This is a genomic window from Methylobacterium sp. PvR107 (assembly GCF_017833295.1).
Taxonomy (GTDB): Bacteria; Pseudomonadota; Alphaproteobacteria; order Rhizobiales; family Beijerinckiaceae; genus Methylobacterium.
Window position 1 is genome coordinate 5,066,834 of sequence record NZ_JAFIBW010000001.1, and the last position, 15,642, is coordinate 5,082,475.

The 15,642-nt window shown below is 68.5% G+C and carries 18 protein-coding genes and 1 pseudogene; 8 read left to right on the forward strand and 11 right to left on the reverse strand.

Annotated features, from left to right (window positions below; genetic code table 11):
• The first annotated feature begins 152 nt into the window (after positions 1–152).
• Positions 153–329 (forward strand): hypothetical protein, encoded by a 177-nt coding sequence (locus JOE48_RS23980; RefSeq protein WP_210033487.1) that lies wholly within the window; start codon positions 153–155, stop codon positions 327–329.
• Here JOE48_RS23980 and JOE48_RS23985 read toward each other — a convergent pair.
• Entirely contained in the window at positions 313–843 is a 531-nt protein-coding gene (locus JOE48_RS23985; protein ID WP_210033488.1) for a metallophosphoesterase family protein, read from the reverse strand. The two genes, JOE48_RS23980 and JOE48_RS23985, sit on opposite strands and share 17 nt — an antisense overlap.
• 116 nt (positions 844–959) lie before the next feature.
• Positions 960–2,429 carry an integrase family protein gene (locus JOE48_RS23990; RefSeq protein ID WP_245252938.1) on the reverse strand — a complete coding sequence of 490 codons (1,470 nt, stop codon included), beginning with the start codon at positions 2,427–2,429 and terminating at the stop codon, positions 960–962.
• Positions 2,430–2,935: 506 nt separating this feature from the next.
• Here JOE48_RS23990 and JOE48_RS23995 point away from each other — a divergent pair.
• From JOE48_RS23995 to JOE48_RS24005, 3 genes are all read left to right on the forward strand, one after another.
• Positions 2,936–3,115: a hypothetical protein gene (locus tag JOE48_RS23995; RefSeq protein ID WP_210033491.1), complete on the forward strand. Its 180-nt coding sequence runs from the start codon at positions 2,936–2,938 to the stop codon at positions 3,113–3,115.
• Between the two features lie 64 nt (positions 3,116–3,179).
• Positions 3,180–3,317, forward strand: a complete 138-nt coding sequence (locus JOE48_RS24000) for a hypothetical protein (protein WP_210033492.1) — start codon at positions 3,180–3,182, stop codon at positions 3,315–3,317.
• Between the two features lie 422 nt (positions 3,318–3,739).
• Positions 3,740–4,009 carry a hypothetical protein gene (locus tag JOE48_RS24005; RefSeq protein ID WP_210033493.1) on the forward strand — a complete coding sequence of 90 codons (270 nt, stop codon included), beginning with the start codon at positions 3,740–3,742 and terminating at the stop codon, positions 4,007–4,009.
• A gap of 550 nt (positions 4,010–4,559) precedes the next feature.
• Here JOE48_RS24005 and JOE48_RS24010 read toward each other — a convergent pair.
• Positions 4,560–5,102, reverse strand: a complete 543-nt coding sequence (locus tag JOE48_RS24010) for a TetR family transcriptional regulator (protein ID WP_210033494.1) — start codon at positions 5,100–5,102, stop codon at positions 4,560–4,562.
• A gap of 204 nt (positions 5,103–5,306) precedes the next feature.
• Positions 5,307–5,717: pseudogene (locus tag JOE48_RS24015) on the reverse strand (efflux RND transporter permease subunit); the annotation flags it as partial.
• 334 nt (positions 5,718–6,051) lie between these two features.
• Here JOE48_RS24015 and JOE48_RS24020 point away from each other — a divergent pair.
• Positions 6,052–7,740, forward strand: a complete 1,689-nt coding sequence (locus tag JOE48_RS24020; RefSeq protein WP_210033495.1) for a methyl-accepting chemotaxis protein — start codon at positions 6,052–6,054, stop codon at positions 7,738–7,740.
• A 1,149-nt stretch (positions 7,741–8,889) separates the two neighbouring features.
• Here JOE48_RS24020 and JOE48_RS24030 read toward each other — a convergent pair.
• Positions 8,890–9,141 carry a hypothetical protein gene (locus JOE48_RS24030; protein ID WP_210033496.1) on the reverse strand — a complete coding sequence of 84 codons (252 nt, stop codon included), beginning with the start codon at positions 9,139–9,141 and terminating at the stop codon, positions 8,890–8,892.
• Positions 9,142–9,281: 140 nt separating this feature from the next.
• Between JOE48_RS24030 and JOE48_RS30510 the strand changes: the two genes are divergently transcribed.
• Complete coding sequence (locus JOE48_RS30510; protein WP_245252940.1) at positions 9,282–9,497, forward strand: hypothetical protein; 216 nt, start codon at positions 9,282–9,284, stop codon at positions 9,495–9,497.
• A 253-nt stretch (positions 9,498–9,750) separates the two neighbouring features.
• Here JOE48_RS30510 and JOE48_RS24040 read toward each other — a convergent pair whose 3' ends face one another.
• From JOE48_RS24040 to JOE48_RS24055, 4 genes are all read right to left on the reverse strand, one after another.
• Complete coding sequence (locus JOE48_RS24040; protein ID WP_210033497.1) at positions 9,751–9,960, reverse strand: hypothetical protein; 210 nt, start codon at positions 9,958–9,960, stop codon at positions 9,751–9,753.
• Between the two features lie 21 nt (positions 9,961–9,981).
• Positions 9,982–11,322 carry a sorbosone dehydrogenase family protein gene (locus JOE48_RS24045; protein WP_210033498.1) on the reverse strand — a complete coding sequence of 447 codons (1,341 nt, stop codon included), beginning with the start codon at positions 11,320–11,322 and terminating at the stop codon, positions 9,982–9,984.
• Positions 11,319–11,780 (reverse strand): DUF2231 domain-containing protein, encoded by a 462-nt coding sequence (locus JOE48_RS24050; protein WP_312893362.1) that lies wholly within the window; start codon positions 11,778–11,780, stop codon positions 11,319–11,321. The genes JOE48_RS24045 and JOE48_RS24050 overlap by 4 nt, the downstream gene beginning before the upstream one ends.
• A gap of 118 nt (positions 11,781–11,898) precedes the next feature.
• Complete coding sequence (locus JOE48_RS24055) at positions 11,899–12,393, reverse strand: HD domain-containing protein (RefSeq protein WP_210033502.1); 495 nt, start codon at positions 12,391–12,393, stop codon at positions 11,899–11,901.
• A gap of 280 nt (positions 12,394–12,673) precedes the next feature.
• On the opposite strand from JOE48_RS24055, the gene JOE48_RS24060 reads away from it, so the two are divergent.
• Positions 12,674–12,922: a hypothetical protein gene (locus JOE48_RS24060; RefSeq protein WP_210033504.1), complete on the forward strand. Its 249-nt coding sequence runs from the start codon at positions 12,674–12,676 to the stop codon at positions 12,920–12,922.
• 93 nt (positions 12,923–13,015) lie between these two features.
• Here the strand turns inward: JOE48_RS24060 and JOE48_RS24065 are convergent, their stop codons facing one another.
• Positions 13,016–13,414, reverse strand: a complete 399-nt coding sequence (locus JOE48_RS24065) for a PRC-barrel domain-containing protein (protein WP_210036015.1) — start codon at positions 13,412–13,414, stop codon at positions 13,016–13,018.
• A gap of 267 nt (positions 13,415–13,681) precedes the next feature.
• On the opposite strand from JOE48_RS24065, the gene JOE48_RS24070 reads away from it, so the two are divergent.
• Positions 13,682–14,572: a DMT family transporter gene (locus tag JOE48_RS24070; RefSeq protein WP_312893363.1), complete on the forward strand. Its 891-nt coding sequence runs from the start codon at positions 13,682–13,684 to the stop codon at positions 14,570–14,572.
• A 21-nt stretch (positions 14,573–14,593) separates the two neighbouring features.
• Here JOE48_RS24070 and JOE48_RS24075 read toward each other — a convergent pair whose 3' ends face one another.
• The gene (locus tag JOE48_RS24075) at positions 14,594–15,517 is read right to left on the reverse strand and encodes a hypothetical protein (RefSeq protein ID WP_210036016.1); all 924 of its coding nucleotides are present in this window, start codon (positions 15,515–15,517) and stop codon (positions 14,594–14,596) included.
• Between the last annotated feature and the right edge of the window lie 125 nt (positions 15,518–15,642).

The window sequence follows — 15,642 nt, forward strand, 5'->3', positions numbered from 1 at the left end:
TAACCCTGAAAACTATGCCGTAATCCACGGCGTCGCTTTTTCAGGGGGTCGTTGTGCTAGACGAAGAGTGTGGACAAGAGGACGAGAACAACCGGGCGTTGCCGGACTTCTTCGACCCCGACGGTGAGATCCGTCGGCGGACGCAGCAGGCCATGAACGACAGGCACGCCCAGGAGAAGCTCGAACGCCAGCGGGCGCTGAGGCGGGCACGGGATGCCCGCTACAGGGCCAGGCTGCGGGCGAGGCGGAACTGGGACCGGGCGAACCCCGGTATCCCGATGCCGCCGCTGCCCGCGCCTCCGGAACCCCAGCTCACGCTGAGGCTCTGAGCTCCTCGGGCACGGTGTCGCTCAATGCCATGGCGTCGACCACGGCGGCGAGCGACACCGGCCTGTAGCCCCACACGTCCACGCCGACGTCGCATGACTGCGTGGTCCCCGGCAGCTTGCCGTGCGTGTGCCCGTACAGGTGGAGGCTGCCCCTGAAAGCGCGAGGCCAGCTACGCATTGGGTAGTGGCAGAGCACGAGGTGCTTGCCCTCGACCGAGACCTCCCGGATCCCCTCATGCTGCTCGGCCCACGCGAGCTTGCGGTTGCGGCGGTCATGGTTGCCGGCAATCAGGCACTTGCGCCCGTTGAGCCGCCGGAACACCTTCTCGGCCGCCTCGGCCGGCCCCAGCGCGAAGTCGCCGAGGTGGTAGACGGTGTCGCCCGGCGCGACCGTCGCGTTCCACGCCTCGATCAGGAGGCTGTCGTGCTCCTGAATGGAGGCGAAGGGACGCTTGCAGGCGTGCAGGATCCCGGCGTGGCCGAAGTGCGTGTCGGCGGTGAAGAAGACGGCCATCGAGGCCTCCTGTCGTGAGGAGGCCGGCGCGCGCAGCGTCACGTCCTCCTATGGGCGGGGAAGGGCGGCGGTCGCGCGTTTCGAGGGCATGGAGATCTCCGGGACGAATCTTGAGGCTAGCACGCAGGGGTTACGATTTCCCTGGGCTTGCGCCCCTTCTGCTCGGCGCGCTTCGCAAGGAAGGCGGTCCGGATCTCGTCGAGGTCGAAGGCGGCCGCGGCGGCGTGCTGCTCCACGAGATCCCACCACGCCCGCATGACGGGTTGCTTGAGATCGAGCCGGTCGTCGTCCGTGTAGTGGCGCTCGGACACGCTGCCCGGGGCGACGCCCTCGGCATGGTCCAGGATGAGGTCGAGCACGGCATCGGGCAGGCGCAGGGCCCGGGCCCCGTGCGACCGCAGGGCACGGCGCAGGTCGTGCGGCGAGGCGTCGACGGGCAGGGCCGCCAACAGATGGGTCAGCGTGGACTCTGACAGATGCCCGACCGGCGCCCCGGCGCGGCGCGGCCGGTGCCCGGGGAACATGTAGACCGCGTCGGCCTCGATCTGCCCCTGCAGGACGGACCAGACCGCCGGGGGGAGGGGGACCGCGTGGTGCGCCTGCGCCCTGGCCGTCTCGCCGGTCTTGCGCCGGATCGGCGGCAGGCGCCAGCAGCCCCACCCATCCTCGATGCCGGCGAACTCGGAGACCCGGGCGCTGACGATGGCGCGCCGGCGCTGCGCGGTCGCCACTAGGAGAAGCACGGCGGCCGCCTGCCGGGGGTCCAGCAGGTCGGTCCTGGCGAGCGCCACCAGCAGGCCGACCCGGTCCATCGTGGGCCAGCGGACGCGCTGGCGGGGCTGCTCCCCTTCCTTGAGACGCGGCCGCCTCGGGCGCTGGAGATCCTCCAGGTGGTTCTTGGGGACGCCGCTGTCCCGCCGCGGCCCCGGCGACGCGAGCCAGGCGAAGAAGTGCCTCAAGCGGACGTAGATGGCCTCCGCCTGCCGGTGGTGCGTGCGGGACTTTGCCGCCAGTACCGTCGCCAGGTCGTCGACCGAGACCGAGGCGACGGGCATGCCGACGAATCGCTTGAGCACGGGGTGCCTGAGGTTCTTCCGCGCGTCCGCATAGGCCGCCGGCCTCCACTCCGCCTCGTGCGCCGCCAGGTACGCCTCGACCGCCTTGGCGTACGTCCACGTGCGGGGCCGGGGAGGGGCCGCCGGCGGCGCGTCGTGCCTAATCACCTCGGGGAAGACGTCTTCGAGACGGACGATGCCGAGGTCGCCCAACCGGCGCGCGAGCCACGTCGCCGACGGCCAGCCGTTCCCGCTTCGGAGAAGGTCGGTCGCCTCGCCGGCGACCTGGCGTGCCTGCGCGACGGTGAGCCGGTCCACCGGCCCGAGGTCGAGCCTGACCGTCCGGCCCAACCTCTCGGCCTTCCACCCCCACGACAGGGTCCGCGGCGACACCCGCAACAGGAGCCCGGGGGCGCGCTGGTCCCGGACGTCGACCGCCGGGACGCCAGGGCGGCGCTCGGCCTTGGCGCGGTCGATGAACGTGGCGGTGATGTCGACGGCGGACTTGGGCGGCCATGGGATGCGGGCCATTTTGGGCGGGGATCCTTGGGCGGTTTTGGGCGGCATCGGAGAAAGCACCAAAAACCAGCCTGCCGTCTACGTTTGCCCGTAAGTGCCCTTAACGCCTTGCGAACTTATCCCCGGTTAGCTACGCGTTCCTGACCCCGAAACCCGCCCAAAACGGCGAGGGAAGCTGACTCTTAATCAGCGGGTCCTAGGTTCGAACCCTAGTGCGCCCACCAAGACTTAGCCCGTCCCGTGAATGGTGACGGGGCATCCTCATCAGCACCCGCTCAGCAGGTAAGTCGCAACGGCCGGACTATCTGGCCGCGAGCGCGTCGTCGCCGTCTTCGTCCATGACAGAGCACTGCGCAGGCCGAGAGTTTCATCCTTGGCCCAACTCCGGTCGTTTGAAACAGCCTCGGACACGGTCCCTCGGACAGCCGCCCCTGTGAGCCGGCAACCGTTGCATCGCGGCAACCATCCGCCCGTACGGCCGGGGTAGAACGGGCCGCGGGGGCACGATGGTTTCAGTCATGAACAACGCGAACGCAAAGGCGGCCGTACAGACCGCCACGATCAAGCCGCGCGAGCGAGCGGCCGATATCTACGATCCGCATTTTCCCAGCCGCACCCCCTCGGCCAACCGAGTTCCGTTCGACCGGACCGGCAGGGAGACCTACGATCCGTATTTTCCAGGACAGCGCCGGGCGTAAGCGCCGCCCATCCGGAACTTCGCCTGCTCTCGCGACATAGAAGCGAAGACGCGCGGAGGTTCTCATGCCGGAGATCGGGATCTCTCAGAACGACGACGGCCTCTGGACGGTGTCCGTTCCGGGCCTGATCGTTACCGACCTGACGCAGGAGGCGGCTGAGGCGTTCGTGGCGGTCTACCGGCGCGTCGGCGGCGCGGGCTGAAGCGGCCTCATCCCTGGTTCTCGATTTCGGCCGTAGGCGCCGTCGATCACGAACCGGGCACACGTGTGAACAGCGCGCTCGGAAGGTGCTGCCGCCGAGGCCGATCGGCAAGGCCGCGAATGGGCCATCGCGGATGACAACACCGTTCGCCAGCGTGTTGACCGGCATGCTTGTCGATACGCCCACGACGGCGGCCCGAACGCTACGCTGTGAGACCTGTGGTCAACCAATCCAACATCCGTGGACAGCAGTGCGCGGATGGCGGCGCGACGGGGGTTCTTGACCTCCGGGCCGTCGACCGGGCAGGGGTGATCCGTCGCCACGGTCCTGGTCCAGCGGTCGCTCGTCCGCGTATCATGGGCGTCCGGCGTGGCCGTCTCGGCGGCGTCAGCGCGCGACGGGTGTCTCGGGCAAGAAGGTGAATGACTGCCACTGCTCTCGCCGTAATGATGGCCGGCGTTCTGGGCGCCTTCGGCACCATCGTGTTCGCAGTCGATTGGGTGCCGGGCTCGGTCGTCGGGTTGGCCAACCTGCCCAGCAAGCGCGTGATCGGCGTGTGGGTCTACAACGGCGTGCTGTGCCTCGCCCTGGCCACCTGGCTTGTGTGCACGTTCTTCTGCACGGTTGACGGCTACGATGACATCCCAGCGGTGCGGGACAGCTACTGCCGGCCGCACGTCGCAGGTGCATGACCACGGCCGGTCAGACGCCGTGAGCGGACCGTGTCATGTCGGCCCGGCGATCGGCGAAGACAACCCGACGTCGGCTGCCTCGAGCCCGACGGCGACTGCTGTCCGAGCAGCCGCCGAGGCGACCTTGGATCGGTTCCGACAACGGAATAGATCGCGGCCCGCCGGCAGGAAATCCGAACGATCAGCGCCGCGACGCTCGGCTCGTCCCTTCGAGCCCGGGCGGCGCGGTCCTGAGCAGGGCTGATCGCCGAAGCCGATCGCCGCCCGCGGAGCCAAACGTGCGGCGGCCGATCAGCCGGCGGAAGCAGGCGACATCGCCCCGGGCAGATCGAACAGGAGGCAGGTCGTTGCTCGCGGTCGGCCCAGGCGACCCGTTTTTAGATGTTTATTGTAATCTAAATGGATGCGGGTTGCAATCTGAAAGCGTGGGGTGCGGCGCGGCCGGTTCGCTTGGCGGCGCACGAAAAGCGGCTCGGCGAGCCCAGACGGAACCAGCGTCCCGTCCAGCGTCGGCCGCGCCGACCCGGCGCCGTCGCCGCACTAGACCGGTTCAGCCCGGGATCGTAGAGCGCGCCGCCTCAAGCAGCTCACCGGCCAGGGCCTCGTCGTCGACGCCCCGCGCCAGCACCACCGCCCCCACCATGGTCGACAGCGCGATCAGGGAGCGCTGCCTGCGGCGTTCCTTCGACGCTCTGGGCAGCCTGTCCGCGACGAGTTCGGCGAGCCCCTTGACCCCCTGCGTGAACCGCGACCGCAGGGCGCTCCCGGCCGGCTCACGCCCGACGTCGTTCACCAGCGCCGCGACGGGGCAGCCTCTTCCCGGCGTTCGGACGTGCCCCAGAGAGAGATAGTTCTCGATGAAGGCGTCGAGGTTCGCGCGGTATTCGGCGCCGATCGCGGCGTCGAACGCCTCCGCGGCGAGGGCGTCCTTGTTGGCGAACTGACCGTAGAACCCGCCATGGGTCAGGCCAGCGGCCGCCATGATGTCGACGACGCCGATCCCGTGCAGGCCACGCTCCCGGAACAAGGCTGAGGCGACCTCGACCACGCGCTGGCGGTTCAGCTTGGCTTGCTCCTGCGAGACCCTTGGCATCGTACCGTCCTCCGCTCCCTCTTCTCACATAGATGCGCGATGTCATTTATAGAAGGGCCGGTGACCGCCGGATGCCCGCGGCGCGGCGGGAGGCGGCGTCGCGGTCGCGCCGCGTCCGCCGGTCAATGCACCGCGCGCCCGAGACCCGAACGCGCGATCGCGGGATGCCCCGGACAGCGGGGCACCGGCAGGCGTGATGCCGGGTCAGGGCTCGGCCGGCAGCCGTGCGGGACCGGAAGCGGTCCGCGTCGCGCGCGCGTCCCGCTTCACCCGGAACCAGAGGGCGTAGAGGGCCGGCAGGAATAGCAGCGTCAGCAGGGTCCCGACCCCGCCGATCAGCACGTAGGCCAGCGCGCCCCAGAACACCGCGTGCGTCAGCGGGATGAACGCCAGCATCGCAGCCGCGGCCGTCAGGATCACCGGGCGAGCCCGCCGGACCGTGGACTCGACGATGGCTTCGTGGTCCGACAACCCCGCCGCGCGGTCGTGGTGGATCTGGTCCACCAGGATCAGGGTGTTGCGCATCAGGATGCCCGACAGCGCGATCTGGCCGAGGATCGCGTTGAAACCGAAGGGCTGGTGGACGGCGAGCAGCGTCGGAACGGCGGCGACGACCTGACCGGGCTCGGTGGGAGCCTCCATCCCGACGCCGTCGGCATCGGCCCGGAGCTTCGAGTAGCCCGCTTGGTCGGCGATCTGGCTCGCCTGCGCCTCGGCATTCCGTGCTGACGCCGCGACGCCGGGGATCCGGCCCCTATCGGCGACCCCGGATCGACCGGCTGCTGGGCCCTGCGCGGCATAGCCCGGCGAACCAAGCTGCGGCCGGGCAGCAAGCCTTTCGGAGCACCGAAACGGTCGGCACGATGTGCTTATCGGTTGTTAAATGATGATCCGTACTTGTGATCCAAGCGGCCACGGAATGCTTCTATTCGGCTGCCGAGAGGGCGTCGTGTCGCTTCAAGCTATCTCTATCCGCACCAAGCTGGTGATCGCCTTCTCGATCCTGACCATCTTCGCGGTCGGCCTGGGTGTGCTCGGGCTGGTCAGTTCCTACAAGCTGCGCGAGCAGTCTCTGCAGATCGAGTCGAATTGGCTGCCGAGCATCCGCATCCTGGGTGAGATCGACACGCTCACGGCCCGGAGCAGCGGCCTCCTGCTGAGGCACACGCAAGCGACCGACGCGATACTTCTTGCCAGCATCGAGAAGGATATGGACAGCTTCGACAAGAAGCTGTCCGAGAGGATCGCGTCCTACCGGACGATGATGAGCTCCGCCGATGAGCGGGCGCATTACGAGACGTTCGAGCGTGAATCCGAGACGTTCAAATCCGTTCGCAACGAAGTCGTCGATCTCTCGCGCGGCGGGCGCAAGGCCGAGGCTTATCAGCTCTACGAGACGAAGGGCCTGATCCCGCGGCGCGCCGCATCCAAGGCCCTGGAAAAGCTGATCGCGATCAACAACGAAGGCGCCAAGGAAGCGCAGGCGCAGAGCAAGGCCGTCTACGAGGAAACCTGGACGGTCAGCCTCGTGGCCATCGTTCTCGCCCTCGGACTCTCGATCCTATCAGGCGTGGTGATCGTCCTCGGGGTCACCCGCGGCATTGCCTCGGTCGTACGGCCGATGCAGGCCCTGATCGCCGGCGACCTGTCGGCGGAGATCCCGCACCGGGGCACGAAGACCGAGATCGGGACGATCGCGACCGCCGTCCAGGTGTTCAAGGACGGGCTGATCCAGATGAAGGCCCTGGAGGCGGAGACCGCGCAGGCGCGGCTGGCCGCGGACGAGCAGCGCAAGGCCGGGATGCGCGAGATGGCCGACCGGTTCGAGGCGGCGGTCGGCGGCATCGTCGGCCAGGTCTCGGCCTCGGCCACCGAGCTGCAGGCCACCGCCGGCGCGATGTCGGCGCTCGCCGGCCAGACCTCGGCCCAGTCCGGCACGGTCGCGGCCGCCGCGGAAGAGGCCGCCTGCAACGTCAACACGGTCGCGGCCGCGGCCGAGGAGCTGGGCTCCTCCGTGCAGGAGATCGGCCGGCAGGTGCAGGGCTCGTCGGAGCTGGCCCGGGTCGCGGCGGCGGAAGCCGACCAGACCGGCGCGCTGGTGCAGGAGCTGAACAACGCGGTGGCCAAGATCGGCGACGTGGTCGGGCTGATCGCGTCGATCGCCGGCCAGACGAACCTGCTGGCACTCAACGCCACGATCGAGGCGGCGCGAGCCGGAGCGGCGGGGCGGGGCTTCGCGGTGGTGGCCTCCGAGGTGAAGGCCCTGGCCGAGCAGACCGCGCGGGCGACCGGCGAGATCTCGGGACAGATCGCGCGGATCCAGGGGGTGACGGGTCAGGCGGTGGGCGCGATCGGGGCGATCACCGGCCGGATCCGGGAGATCAACGGGGTGGCGGCGGGCATCGCGGCGGCGGTGGAGGAGCAGGGCGCGGCGACCCAGGAGATCGTCCGCAACGTCACGCAGGCGGCGGCCGGCACCGGCGCGGTGACCGGCACCATCGCGGGCGTGGCGGGCGCCGCGGAAGAGACCGGGGCGGCGGCCAGCCAGGTTCTGGGGGCGGCCTCCGAGCTGTCGCGCCAGTCCGAGCACCTCGCCGCCGAGGTCGGACGCTTCCTCGACACCGTCCGCGCCGCGTGAGACGCTCATCGAAGACTTATCCGGACCGTTCGAGCGGGTCGGAGGCGTCGTCCGCAAACTCAGCCCGATCGCGCGGCGGTCGGGATCAGGTTCGCGCCCCAACCCTTGCTCCTGTTCAAAAATCGGCTTGATCGACGCAGATTCGGATCGCCCGCGGATCCATAGCTGCCTGACGGTTCAAGGTTTATTTTAATCAGCTGTCTCATCGCCGTTTAACCCGACCTGTATGCGACCTCTGGTCCTTCCGAAGTGAAGAGGCACAGTGGCCCCGGTTTCCCCCGGCTCGCGCGCGGATACGGTGTTGTTCAAGGCTTTGGCGTTTCTCGCCGGACTCGGCTCAGCGGCCTGCGGCCTGATCGGCCTGCGTGAGATCCTACTGTTCCTCGCCGGGCACGTAGCGTTCTCAGGCAGCCGTGTCGGACCGGCTGTCGCATGTCTCGGTTTCAGCCTGAGCCTCGGTGTCGTCGCCGTGCGACTGCGGCGACGCCGATGAACAATGCAGGCTCAGCGGAGTGACGTCTCCGTGTGCCGGAGCACGCCGGACCGGAAAGCTTGAGCTAACATCCAGGTCATGCCGCGAAGACAATCGCGGAACCGAAGGAGACTTCCCATGACCGTTCTCGCTCGCCTGACCATCGCCGCCGCAGTTGCCGCGGCAACCGTCGCCGTCCTCGCCGGCACCTATGTCGAGGTCCTGGATCGCGCGCTGCCGATGCATTTCGTCTAACGATTGCAGATGCGTGCGCGGTCAGACTCGGGTCTCCCTTCGGGTACGTTGGCACCCCGATAGGGCGGCCCGGTCCTCAGGCTGAACCGGCGCGAAAAGTCCGCCGCCTAGCCGAAGTCGCGCCACGAGGCCGTCAGCGCTTCTGAGGGCTCGGCGCGGACTGATCGGTCTGCGGCTCCGTCTTGGTCGAGTCCGGCTTCGTCGGCGCGTTGTTCTGGGCCTTCTTGTCGTCGCAGGCCGACACCCCGAGACACAGAATAGCGAGGACGATCAGGTCCGACGCGAGAACGCACGGTTCCGCATCCGAACGGCTATGGAATCCGCGCGCAGGGCTTGGCGTCCCGCTGGCGGCGCTCCGCCCGCCCGGGGACGAGCGGAGCGTCTCCCAGCTCACCGGAGTTCGGAGAGGGCCGTTCGTCTCATCATCGGCTTCCGGCTCCCGGCTTCGAGCCGGATCCGGCATCATTCGCACCCGTGCTGTTTGTCGTCCCCGAGCGGCTCAGCGAGCCGGTCGACGGGCCGCTGCCGTTGGCTCCGGGCGTTGCCCCGGAACCGGCATCGTTCGGACCCGTGCTGTTAGCCGTGCCGGATCGGCTCGTGCCGCCGCTTTCGGCCGCCAGGGCAGGCACGGCGGCAACGCTGAGGCCGGCCAGGGCCAGGATGATGAACTTCATGGCGTATCTCCCTGTCTTGCGGACCGCTGATCGGAAGGCGTCGCAATCCGTCATCCTGGGAACACCGATTCAGCACGGCTGTTCCTGATGCGAGACACCGGCGATACAGACACGCTTCTCGTTTGCCGATCCTTATGGCCATGGCCGCGATTGCAGCGGGCATCCTCAACACCGTCCAGACCGGCGCGAATACGGTGCATACCGGCGCGAATGCGAGCCTCAACACGGTATTGGACAAGCCGATCCTGGTCACCTTGATCGTGGCCGTCACGTATGCCGTGATCTACCTCCGCGCCGCGCCATTCCGGCGGCTCGGCTGGCCGGGGAGCGAGCGGATCGCCGCTGGTCCCTGGTGAGCTTGGCTCGGCGGCGCGACGGGCGGCACCTGCGTCTGGCGATGATCCTGCTGGCCGACAGGCTCGGCGCTGCGATCTTCACCGGCCTGACCGTGACGGCCGCGATCGTCGCGCCTCCCTGGTCCTCGATCATTTCGGCTAACTCCGCGTCGTGCAGCACACGGCGGGACCCTGGCGTATGCCCGGCGGCTTGCTGATGATCGGCGGCGTCGCCCTGATCTTCCTGACCTGACGACGGCGCGGCTCGGCCGTTCTACGACGACGCGTCCAACTGGGATGCTTCGCCGGGCGTCTTCGGCATTGTCTCCTGAGCCTGCGCGTCCGGCATGCGGTAGCCGCGCTCCCAGGTCCCGTGCTCGTCCGATTCGGGCGGGTAGGGATTTGCCGTGATCGGATCGCCGCGGTCCCGGGCGTGGCGGCCCGCGTCGCTGATCGCGGTGGGGGAGCGGGACGAGAGCGGCACGATGAGATCCTGCTCGAGCGGTCAGCGGATGATCGGGTTCGGCCCGGCCTGCGATTGGGACTGGGCCCCCGTGACACGCCAGACGACGCCCCCGGTATCGTCCGCGATCAGCAGACCGCCATGCGTGTCGACGGCGAGGCCCACCGGCCGACCGCGAGCTTGCTTTTCCGCGTTGACGAATCCGGTGACCACGTCCTGGGCCTTGCCGGCCGGCTTCCCGCTCTCGAACGGGATGTAGACCACCTTGTATCCGTTCAGCGGATCCCGGTTCCAGCTCCCGTGCTCGCCCACGAAGGCACCGCCCTGATAGGTCTGCGGCAGACCTGTCCCCGAATAGAAGGTCATCCCGAGCGGGGCCACGTGCGAGCTCAGGGAGTAGTCGGGCATGATCGCAGTGGCGACGAGTTCCGGGCGCTGGGGCATCACGCGGGGATCCACGTGGCTGCCCCAGTAGCTGTAGGGCCAGCCGTAGAAGCCGCCATCCTTCACCGACGTCATATAATCCGGCACGAGATCGGGCCCCAGTTCGTCCCGCTCGTTGACGACGCACCAGAGCGTCTTCGTCTGAGGCTCGAAGGTCAGGCCGTTCGGGTTGCGCAGGCCGGTCGCGTAGAGCCGGTGCGCGCCGGTCGCCCGATCGATCTCCCAAATCGCCGCCCGGTCCTTCTCCTCGTCGAGCCCGTTCTCGGAGACATTGCTGTTCGAGCCGACCCCGGCGTAGAGCTTGGTCCCGTCCGGGCTCGCCGTCAGGCTCTTCGTCCAGTGATGGTTGATGTGCCCCGCCGGCAACTCGGTGAGCTTGACGCCCGGCTCGGTGATCTGCGTCGCGCCCGCCTTGTACGGGTAGCGCATCACGGCATCGGTGTCCGCGACATAGAGATCGTTGCCCACCAGGGCCATGCCGAAGGGCGAGTTCTGCTTGTCGAGGAGCACGGTGCGCTGCTCCGCGACACCGTCTCCGTCGGCATCGCGCAGCAGCGTGATCCGTTGCCCTGGCGTCTCGGCGGAATGGGACTTCCGCTCCAGCAAGCCCATGATGATCTCCTTCGGGCGGTTGACGGGCGGGTTCGGGCCGCCGCTTTCCGCCACCAGGATGTCGCCGTTCGGCAGGACGAGGATCGAGCGCGGATTCTTGAGGCCCGTTGCGAGCGCCTTGACCTGCAGGCCGGAAGCGACCTCCGGCTTCTCGCCGTCCTTCCAGCCGACTGCGCTTGAAACGTGCATCGGTGGCAGCAGGTACTGGTGGAGTTCCGGAAGCGGCGGATTCGGCCCGATCTGCGTTTGCGGGTCGATCGGCTCGGGGCCGCAGGCGGAGAGCGGCAGCAGCACGCCTGCGGCGAGGATCCGTTGAAGACGCGTCATGCCCGCTCCTCCGATTGGACGCCGACGCCGTAGCGGTGCACCAGGGCCGCGCCGTTCCAGCCTGTCACCAGGAGGATGAGCACGACGAGCGCCGACAGGATCAGCCCGGTCGGGACCACGGACGTGTAGGCGTCGCGGCTGTGCACGAAGATGTTGGTGATGCTGAGCACGAGAGCGACGGCGTTGCCGCCGGCATGGATCCAGGCGGGGCGAAGCCGGCGAATGCGGCGATCGCCGAAGAAATCGATCAACCCTGCCACGACCGCCAAGCCGGACACGATCAATCCGACGCTCAGGAGCCAAGCGGAGAAGTTCGCCCACTGCATGTTGGCCGTGTACCAATAGGCGATGTCGGTCACCAATGTTCCGACGAAGCACACGACAGGAATGGGAACCAGCATGGCGTGGATCGGATGATGTCCGATCCGGGCCGTCGATCGCGGATGTGTCTCGACCAAGCTGAAGTCCTCTCAACGCGAAGGCGCCGCGGGCTGAGGATCTACCGTCCGGTCGTGCAAATGTTCCCGGCCGTCGATGGGGCGTCGGGACGGGCCGCCGGCGGGTCGGTCGCTCGGGCTAGCGTCCCGTGTAGCCCGCCGCCGCTGCCGCCTCTTTGAGTCGCGCGAAGGCGGTGGCGTAGCGCTCGCGCAGGAAGGTGGCATTCGGCGGGATGCGGGACGGGCATAAGTTGTCCTCCGTATCCGACATCTTCACCAGAATCGCCGCGAAATCGCCGGTCTCGATCAGGCCGGCGATCCGCTCGGAATAGGCGATCCGCGCCTGCGGCTTCGTGAGGATGATCACGGTTCGGATCACGTCCTGGCCAAATCCCGCGGCGCGGAGGTCGGCGGCCGTGCGTGGCGTGTCCTCCAGCACATCGTGAAGCAGCGCAGCCTGCATCACTCGCATCGGGTCGATGTCCAATCCGTCGACCAAGCGGGCGTGGCCGGCTCGGGCGAGGGCGGCATTCGCGACCCGTTCGAGGTGCCGCATGCAGGGTTCGCCGCCCTTGTCGAGCTGGCCCGCATGCGCGGTGAGGGCAAAGGTATGAGCATCGAAGATCGTCGGCACGCTCCCCTCCGCGGGATGCGCCAGTCTATCCGGCGTCGCTTCGGTTCCAAAAGGAGAAAAGTCATCACTGCGGGAGGGCGTTCCCCTAAGGTTCGGGGCACCTTCGGATGCGGTCCCTTCTGTCGCTCAGGGACCGGCAGCATACCGCATTTCGAGGATGCCGGATCACGGCGATCCGTCACAACTTATTAGTGGTAGCACTATTGCCCAGCTCGCAAGCCGTCGCCATTTCTTGTCTCACGTCCGGACAAGCGGCGCATCGCAGTCTAGGATTAGGCCAATGGCGTCCGTTACAGTAGAAAAGCCGCTCGATGTCGGCGGGCCGATCAGCCGCCGCGCCGCTGCGCTGGCCAATGTGAAGTGGTTCCGCGCCCTGGCGTCGCGGGCCTTGCGTGAGGGCGGTCCGCAGGCCGCACTCCGCGCCGCGAACGCGCGCGCGGCGGCACGCATCATCATGCGGCAAGCGAAGCGGGAAGCCATCGTCGCCCGTATGACGCGGGCGGCGCTGGAGGCTCAGATCCAGGCCTGACCTGTCTGGCTGCCGCTAGGCCCTTCCGGCATCCGGGCGGTGGCCGGGAGCGGCGTGGACCGGCTCCCGGCGCTGGATCAACGTGTCTGCGAATCAGCGCTTGAACTTGCCGTCGTACTTAAATTCAGGGGCGGACTTCAGCTGGTCCTTGCTGGCACCGATGATGGCCTTCCACTTCTTGGCATCGGCGTCATAGCCCAGTGCGATCGAGGAAGGCGTGACCGCCACATAGTGCTCACCCATGCCGAGGAAGCCACCCACCGAGACGATGTAGCCGGTGAGTTTGTCGTGATCGATCACGAGATCCTTGATCTCTCCGACCGTGTTGTTCTGAGCGTCCGTGACGGTGAGGCCGATCAGGTTGTAGCTGAGCACCGCATCCTGCGGGACTTTCTCGAACTTCGGCGCGACGGTCGGGGGTGCCTCGTTGGCGGCGAGAGCCGGTCCGGCCAGAGCGGCGACGGCGAGAGTGGCGAGGACGAGGCGGCGCATGGCGATCTCCAGGACCCGAAATGGGTCGCTGGAAAGCCGGATGCCCGCGTGATCGTTCCGGCCGTTGCCAGAAATGTTAATGCCCGGAACATGGAACGCATGCACGCCGGATGGACAGCGCGGGATCGGCTTGCGGTCCGGCATCGAACCCGCCGACCGTATTGATCGAACGCCTGGACAGATCGGCCGGCCCTTGCGCCATCGTCTCTGGCCGGCATGCGCGGGCCAGGGCATGCCGCTCGCAGGTTCGGAGTCGGGAGAGCGGCGGTGGCGGAGAGTTCGGGCGCGACGGTGTCGACGGCGGGCATTCCGGGAGCGTGGATCGACGGCTTGATCGGCGTATCCATCTTCAGCGCGTCTCTGGTGGCCACGCGCGTCGCCCTGACCGGCATGGACGCGCTGTTCCTCAGTGCAGCCCGAGCGGCTCTGGCGGGCCTTGCTGGAGCGACGGCCCTGCTGGCCTTCAGACAGAAGCGGCCGGGCCGCCGCGATATCCCCTCGCTCGCCATCGTCGCGTACGGTGTCGTGGTCGGCTTTCCGCTGCTGACCGCGCTGGCTCTGCGGACTGTCGGCGCAGCGCACGGGACGATCTTCGTCGGCCTGCTGCCGCTGGCTACCGCGCTCTTCGGCGCTCTCCGGTCGGGCGAGCGTCCGTCTCCGGCCTTCTGGCTGCTCTCGGTCCTCGACGCGCTGATCACGGTGGGCTTCGCGGCGCGCGGGCTCGACGGCCCCCCGGGTCCCGGCGACAGCCTCATGCTCGCCGCGATCCTGGTCTGCGGCCTTGGCTACGCGGAAGGCGGCGTCCTGGCGCGCCGCCTCGGCGGCTGGCAGGTGATCGCCTGGGCGACGGTGCTGTCGCTGCCGTTGAGCCTGCCGCTGGCGCTGGTCCTGAGCCCAGCCGACCCCGCCGCGATCCCGATGCCGGCCTGGGCCGGCCTCGCCTACGTGGCGCTGTTCAGCATGCTCGTCGGCTTCGTGTTCTGGTACCGGGCCCTGGCGCGGGGCGGCATCGCGGCGATCGGTCAGCTCCAGCTGCTCCAGCCCTTCCTCGGGCTCGGCATTGCGGCCCTCGTGCTCGGCGAGCGGATCGAGCCCGCGATGATCGGCGCCGCGATCGCGATTGCGGCCTGCGTCGCGCTTGCGCGGCGACTGGCCTGAGGCGTCGGCCGTCCGGCGCCCTCAGCCCGACTTGGCCACGACCTCGATGTCGCGATCAAGACCGCTCTCGACCTTGAACTCACGCGTGTAGACCTGCCCGTCGTGACGGGCGATCAGCACGTAGTCGCCCTCGGCGAGCGTCACCTGCGGGAACGCGCCGATGGCCTCGCGGATCGTATCGCCGCCGGGCGTCAGCACCGAGAAGGCGGTTCCGGCGAACGCCTCTGCGCCGGCGGCGGCCACGAGCTTGAGGGTCACGGTGGCAGCCCGGTGATTCAGGGTCGCCTCCGTCACCTTGCCGTTCTCGACCCGAAGATCCGCGCGCTGGATCGCGTTCGACTCCCCATAGGTCGACACCACGTGATAGGTGCCCTCGGGCAGACGGAGCAGCTCGCCGGTCTTGATCCCGGAGCGCACGAGGCGCCCCTCCGAGTTGGTCCCCACCGGCACAAAGACCGAGAACAGGACCTCCGCCGGCGGAATCTTCTGGTCGCCGACGGCGCCCGACAGCTTCAGCGCGCCGGCCGCGACCCGCAGCGTCTCGGTGGTGGGTTGGCCCCCCATTACGATACGCTTCGAGGCGCTGGCGAACCCGTAGGTCACGGTCGCCACGTAGGTGCCCGGGGCGAGGGTGAAATGCGGTTCCGCCTCCGCCGACCGGGCGATGATCGACGGCTTGGTGCCGTCGCCGCGATCCTCGTAGACGCGCCAAGCGAGCCCCTGCCGAAGCGGGGTCCCGGGACCCGACAGAAGCGCGGACAGCGAGAGCTGCGCATCCGGCTCGGCTGACGGCAGGGCCGGGGGCAGGTTCGGGGTCGTGATCGAAGGCGAGGGCAGCGGCCCGCCGAGGCGATCCTGGAACAGGTCCTGCTGCGCGGCCGCGGGAACGGTCAGGGGCAGCGTGACGATCATGGCCAACGCCGTCGCGGCAAGCCTCACGCACATCGCTCGGACCCTCATCGACCTTTCCTGTGGCTCGGCCGACGGGCCGCACCGCAAATCCGCCTGTAGGCCCGGAGGCTTGGTCTGCGGATCATCCGTGACTGCCTCTGCATCCGGACCGTGGCGAC

Bases quoted from the DNA above. Each gene is read 5' to 3' on its own strand.
- JOE48_RS23980 (WP_210033487.1), top strand. From the start codon at position 153: ATGAACGACAGGCACGCCCAGGAGAAGCTCGAACGCCAGCGGGCGCTG.
- JOE48_RS23985 (WP_210033488.1), bottom strand. From the start codon at position 843: ATGGCCGTCTTCTTCACCGCCGACACGCACTTCGGCCACGCCGGGATC.
- JOE48_RS23990 (WP_245252938.1), bottom strand. From the start codon at position 2,429: ATGGCCCGCATCCCATGGCCGCCCAAGTCCGCCGTCGACATCACCGCC.
- JOE48_RS23995 (WP_210033491.1), top strand. From the start codon at position 2,936: ATGAACAACGCGAACGCAAAGGCGGCCGTACAGACCGCCACGATCAAG.
- JOE48_RS24000 (WP_210033492.1), top strand. From the start codon at position 3,180: ATGCCGGAGATCGGGATCTCTCAGAACGACGACGGCCTCTGGACGGTG.
- JOE48_RS24005 (WP_210033493.1), top strand. From the start codon at position 3,740: ATGACTGCCACTGCTCTCGCCGTAATGATGGCCGGCGTTCTGGGCGCC.
- JOE48_RS24010 (WP_210033494.1), bottom strand. From the start codon at position 5,102: ATGCCAAGGGTCTCGCAGGAGCAAGCCAAGCTGAACCGCCAGCGCGTG.
- JOE48_RS24030 (WP_210033496.1), bottom strand. From the start codon at position 9,141: ATGAAGTTCATCATCCTGGCCCTGGCCGGCCTCAGCGTTGCCGCCGTG.
- JOE48_RS30510 (WP_245252940.1), top strand. From the start codon at position 9,282: ATGGCCGCGATTGCAGCGGGCATCCTCAACACCGTCCAGACCGGCGCG.
- JOE48_RS24045 (WP_210033498.1), bottom strand. From the start codon at position 11,322: ATGACGCGTCTTCAACGGATCCTCGCCGCAGGCGTGCTGCTGCCGCTC.
- JOE48_RS24060 (WP_210033504.1), top strand. From the start codon at position 12,674: ATGGCGTCCGTTACAGTAGAAAAGCCGCTCGATGTCGGCGGGCCGATC.
- JOE48_RS24065 (WP_210036015.1), bottom strand. From the start codon at position 13,414: ATGCGCCGCCTCGTCCTCGCCACTCTCGCCGTCGCCGCTCTGGCCGGA.
- JOE48_RS24075 (WP_210036016.1), bottom strand. From the start codon at position 15,517: ATGTGCGTGAGGCTTGCCGCGACGGCGTTGGCCATGATCGTCACGCTG.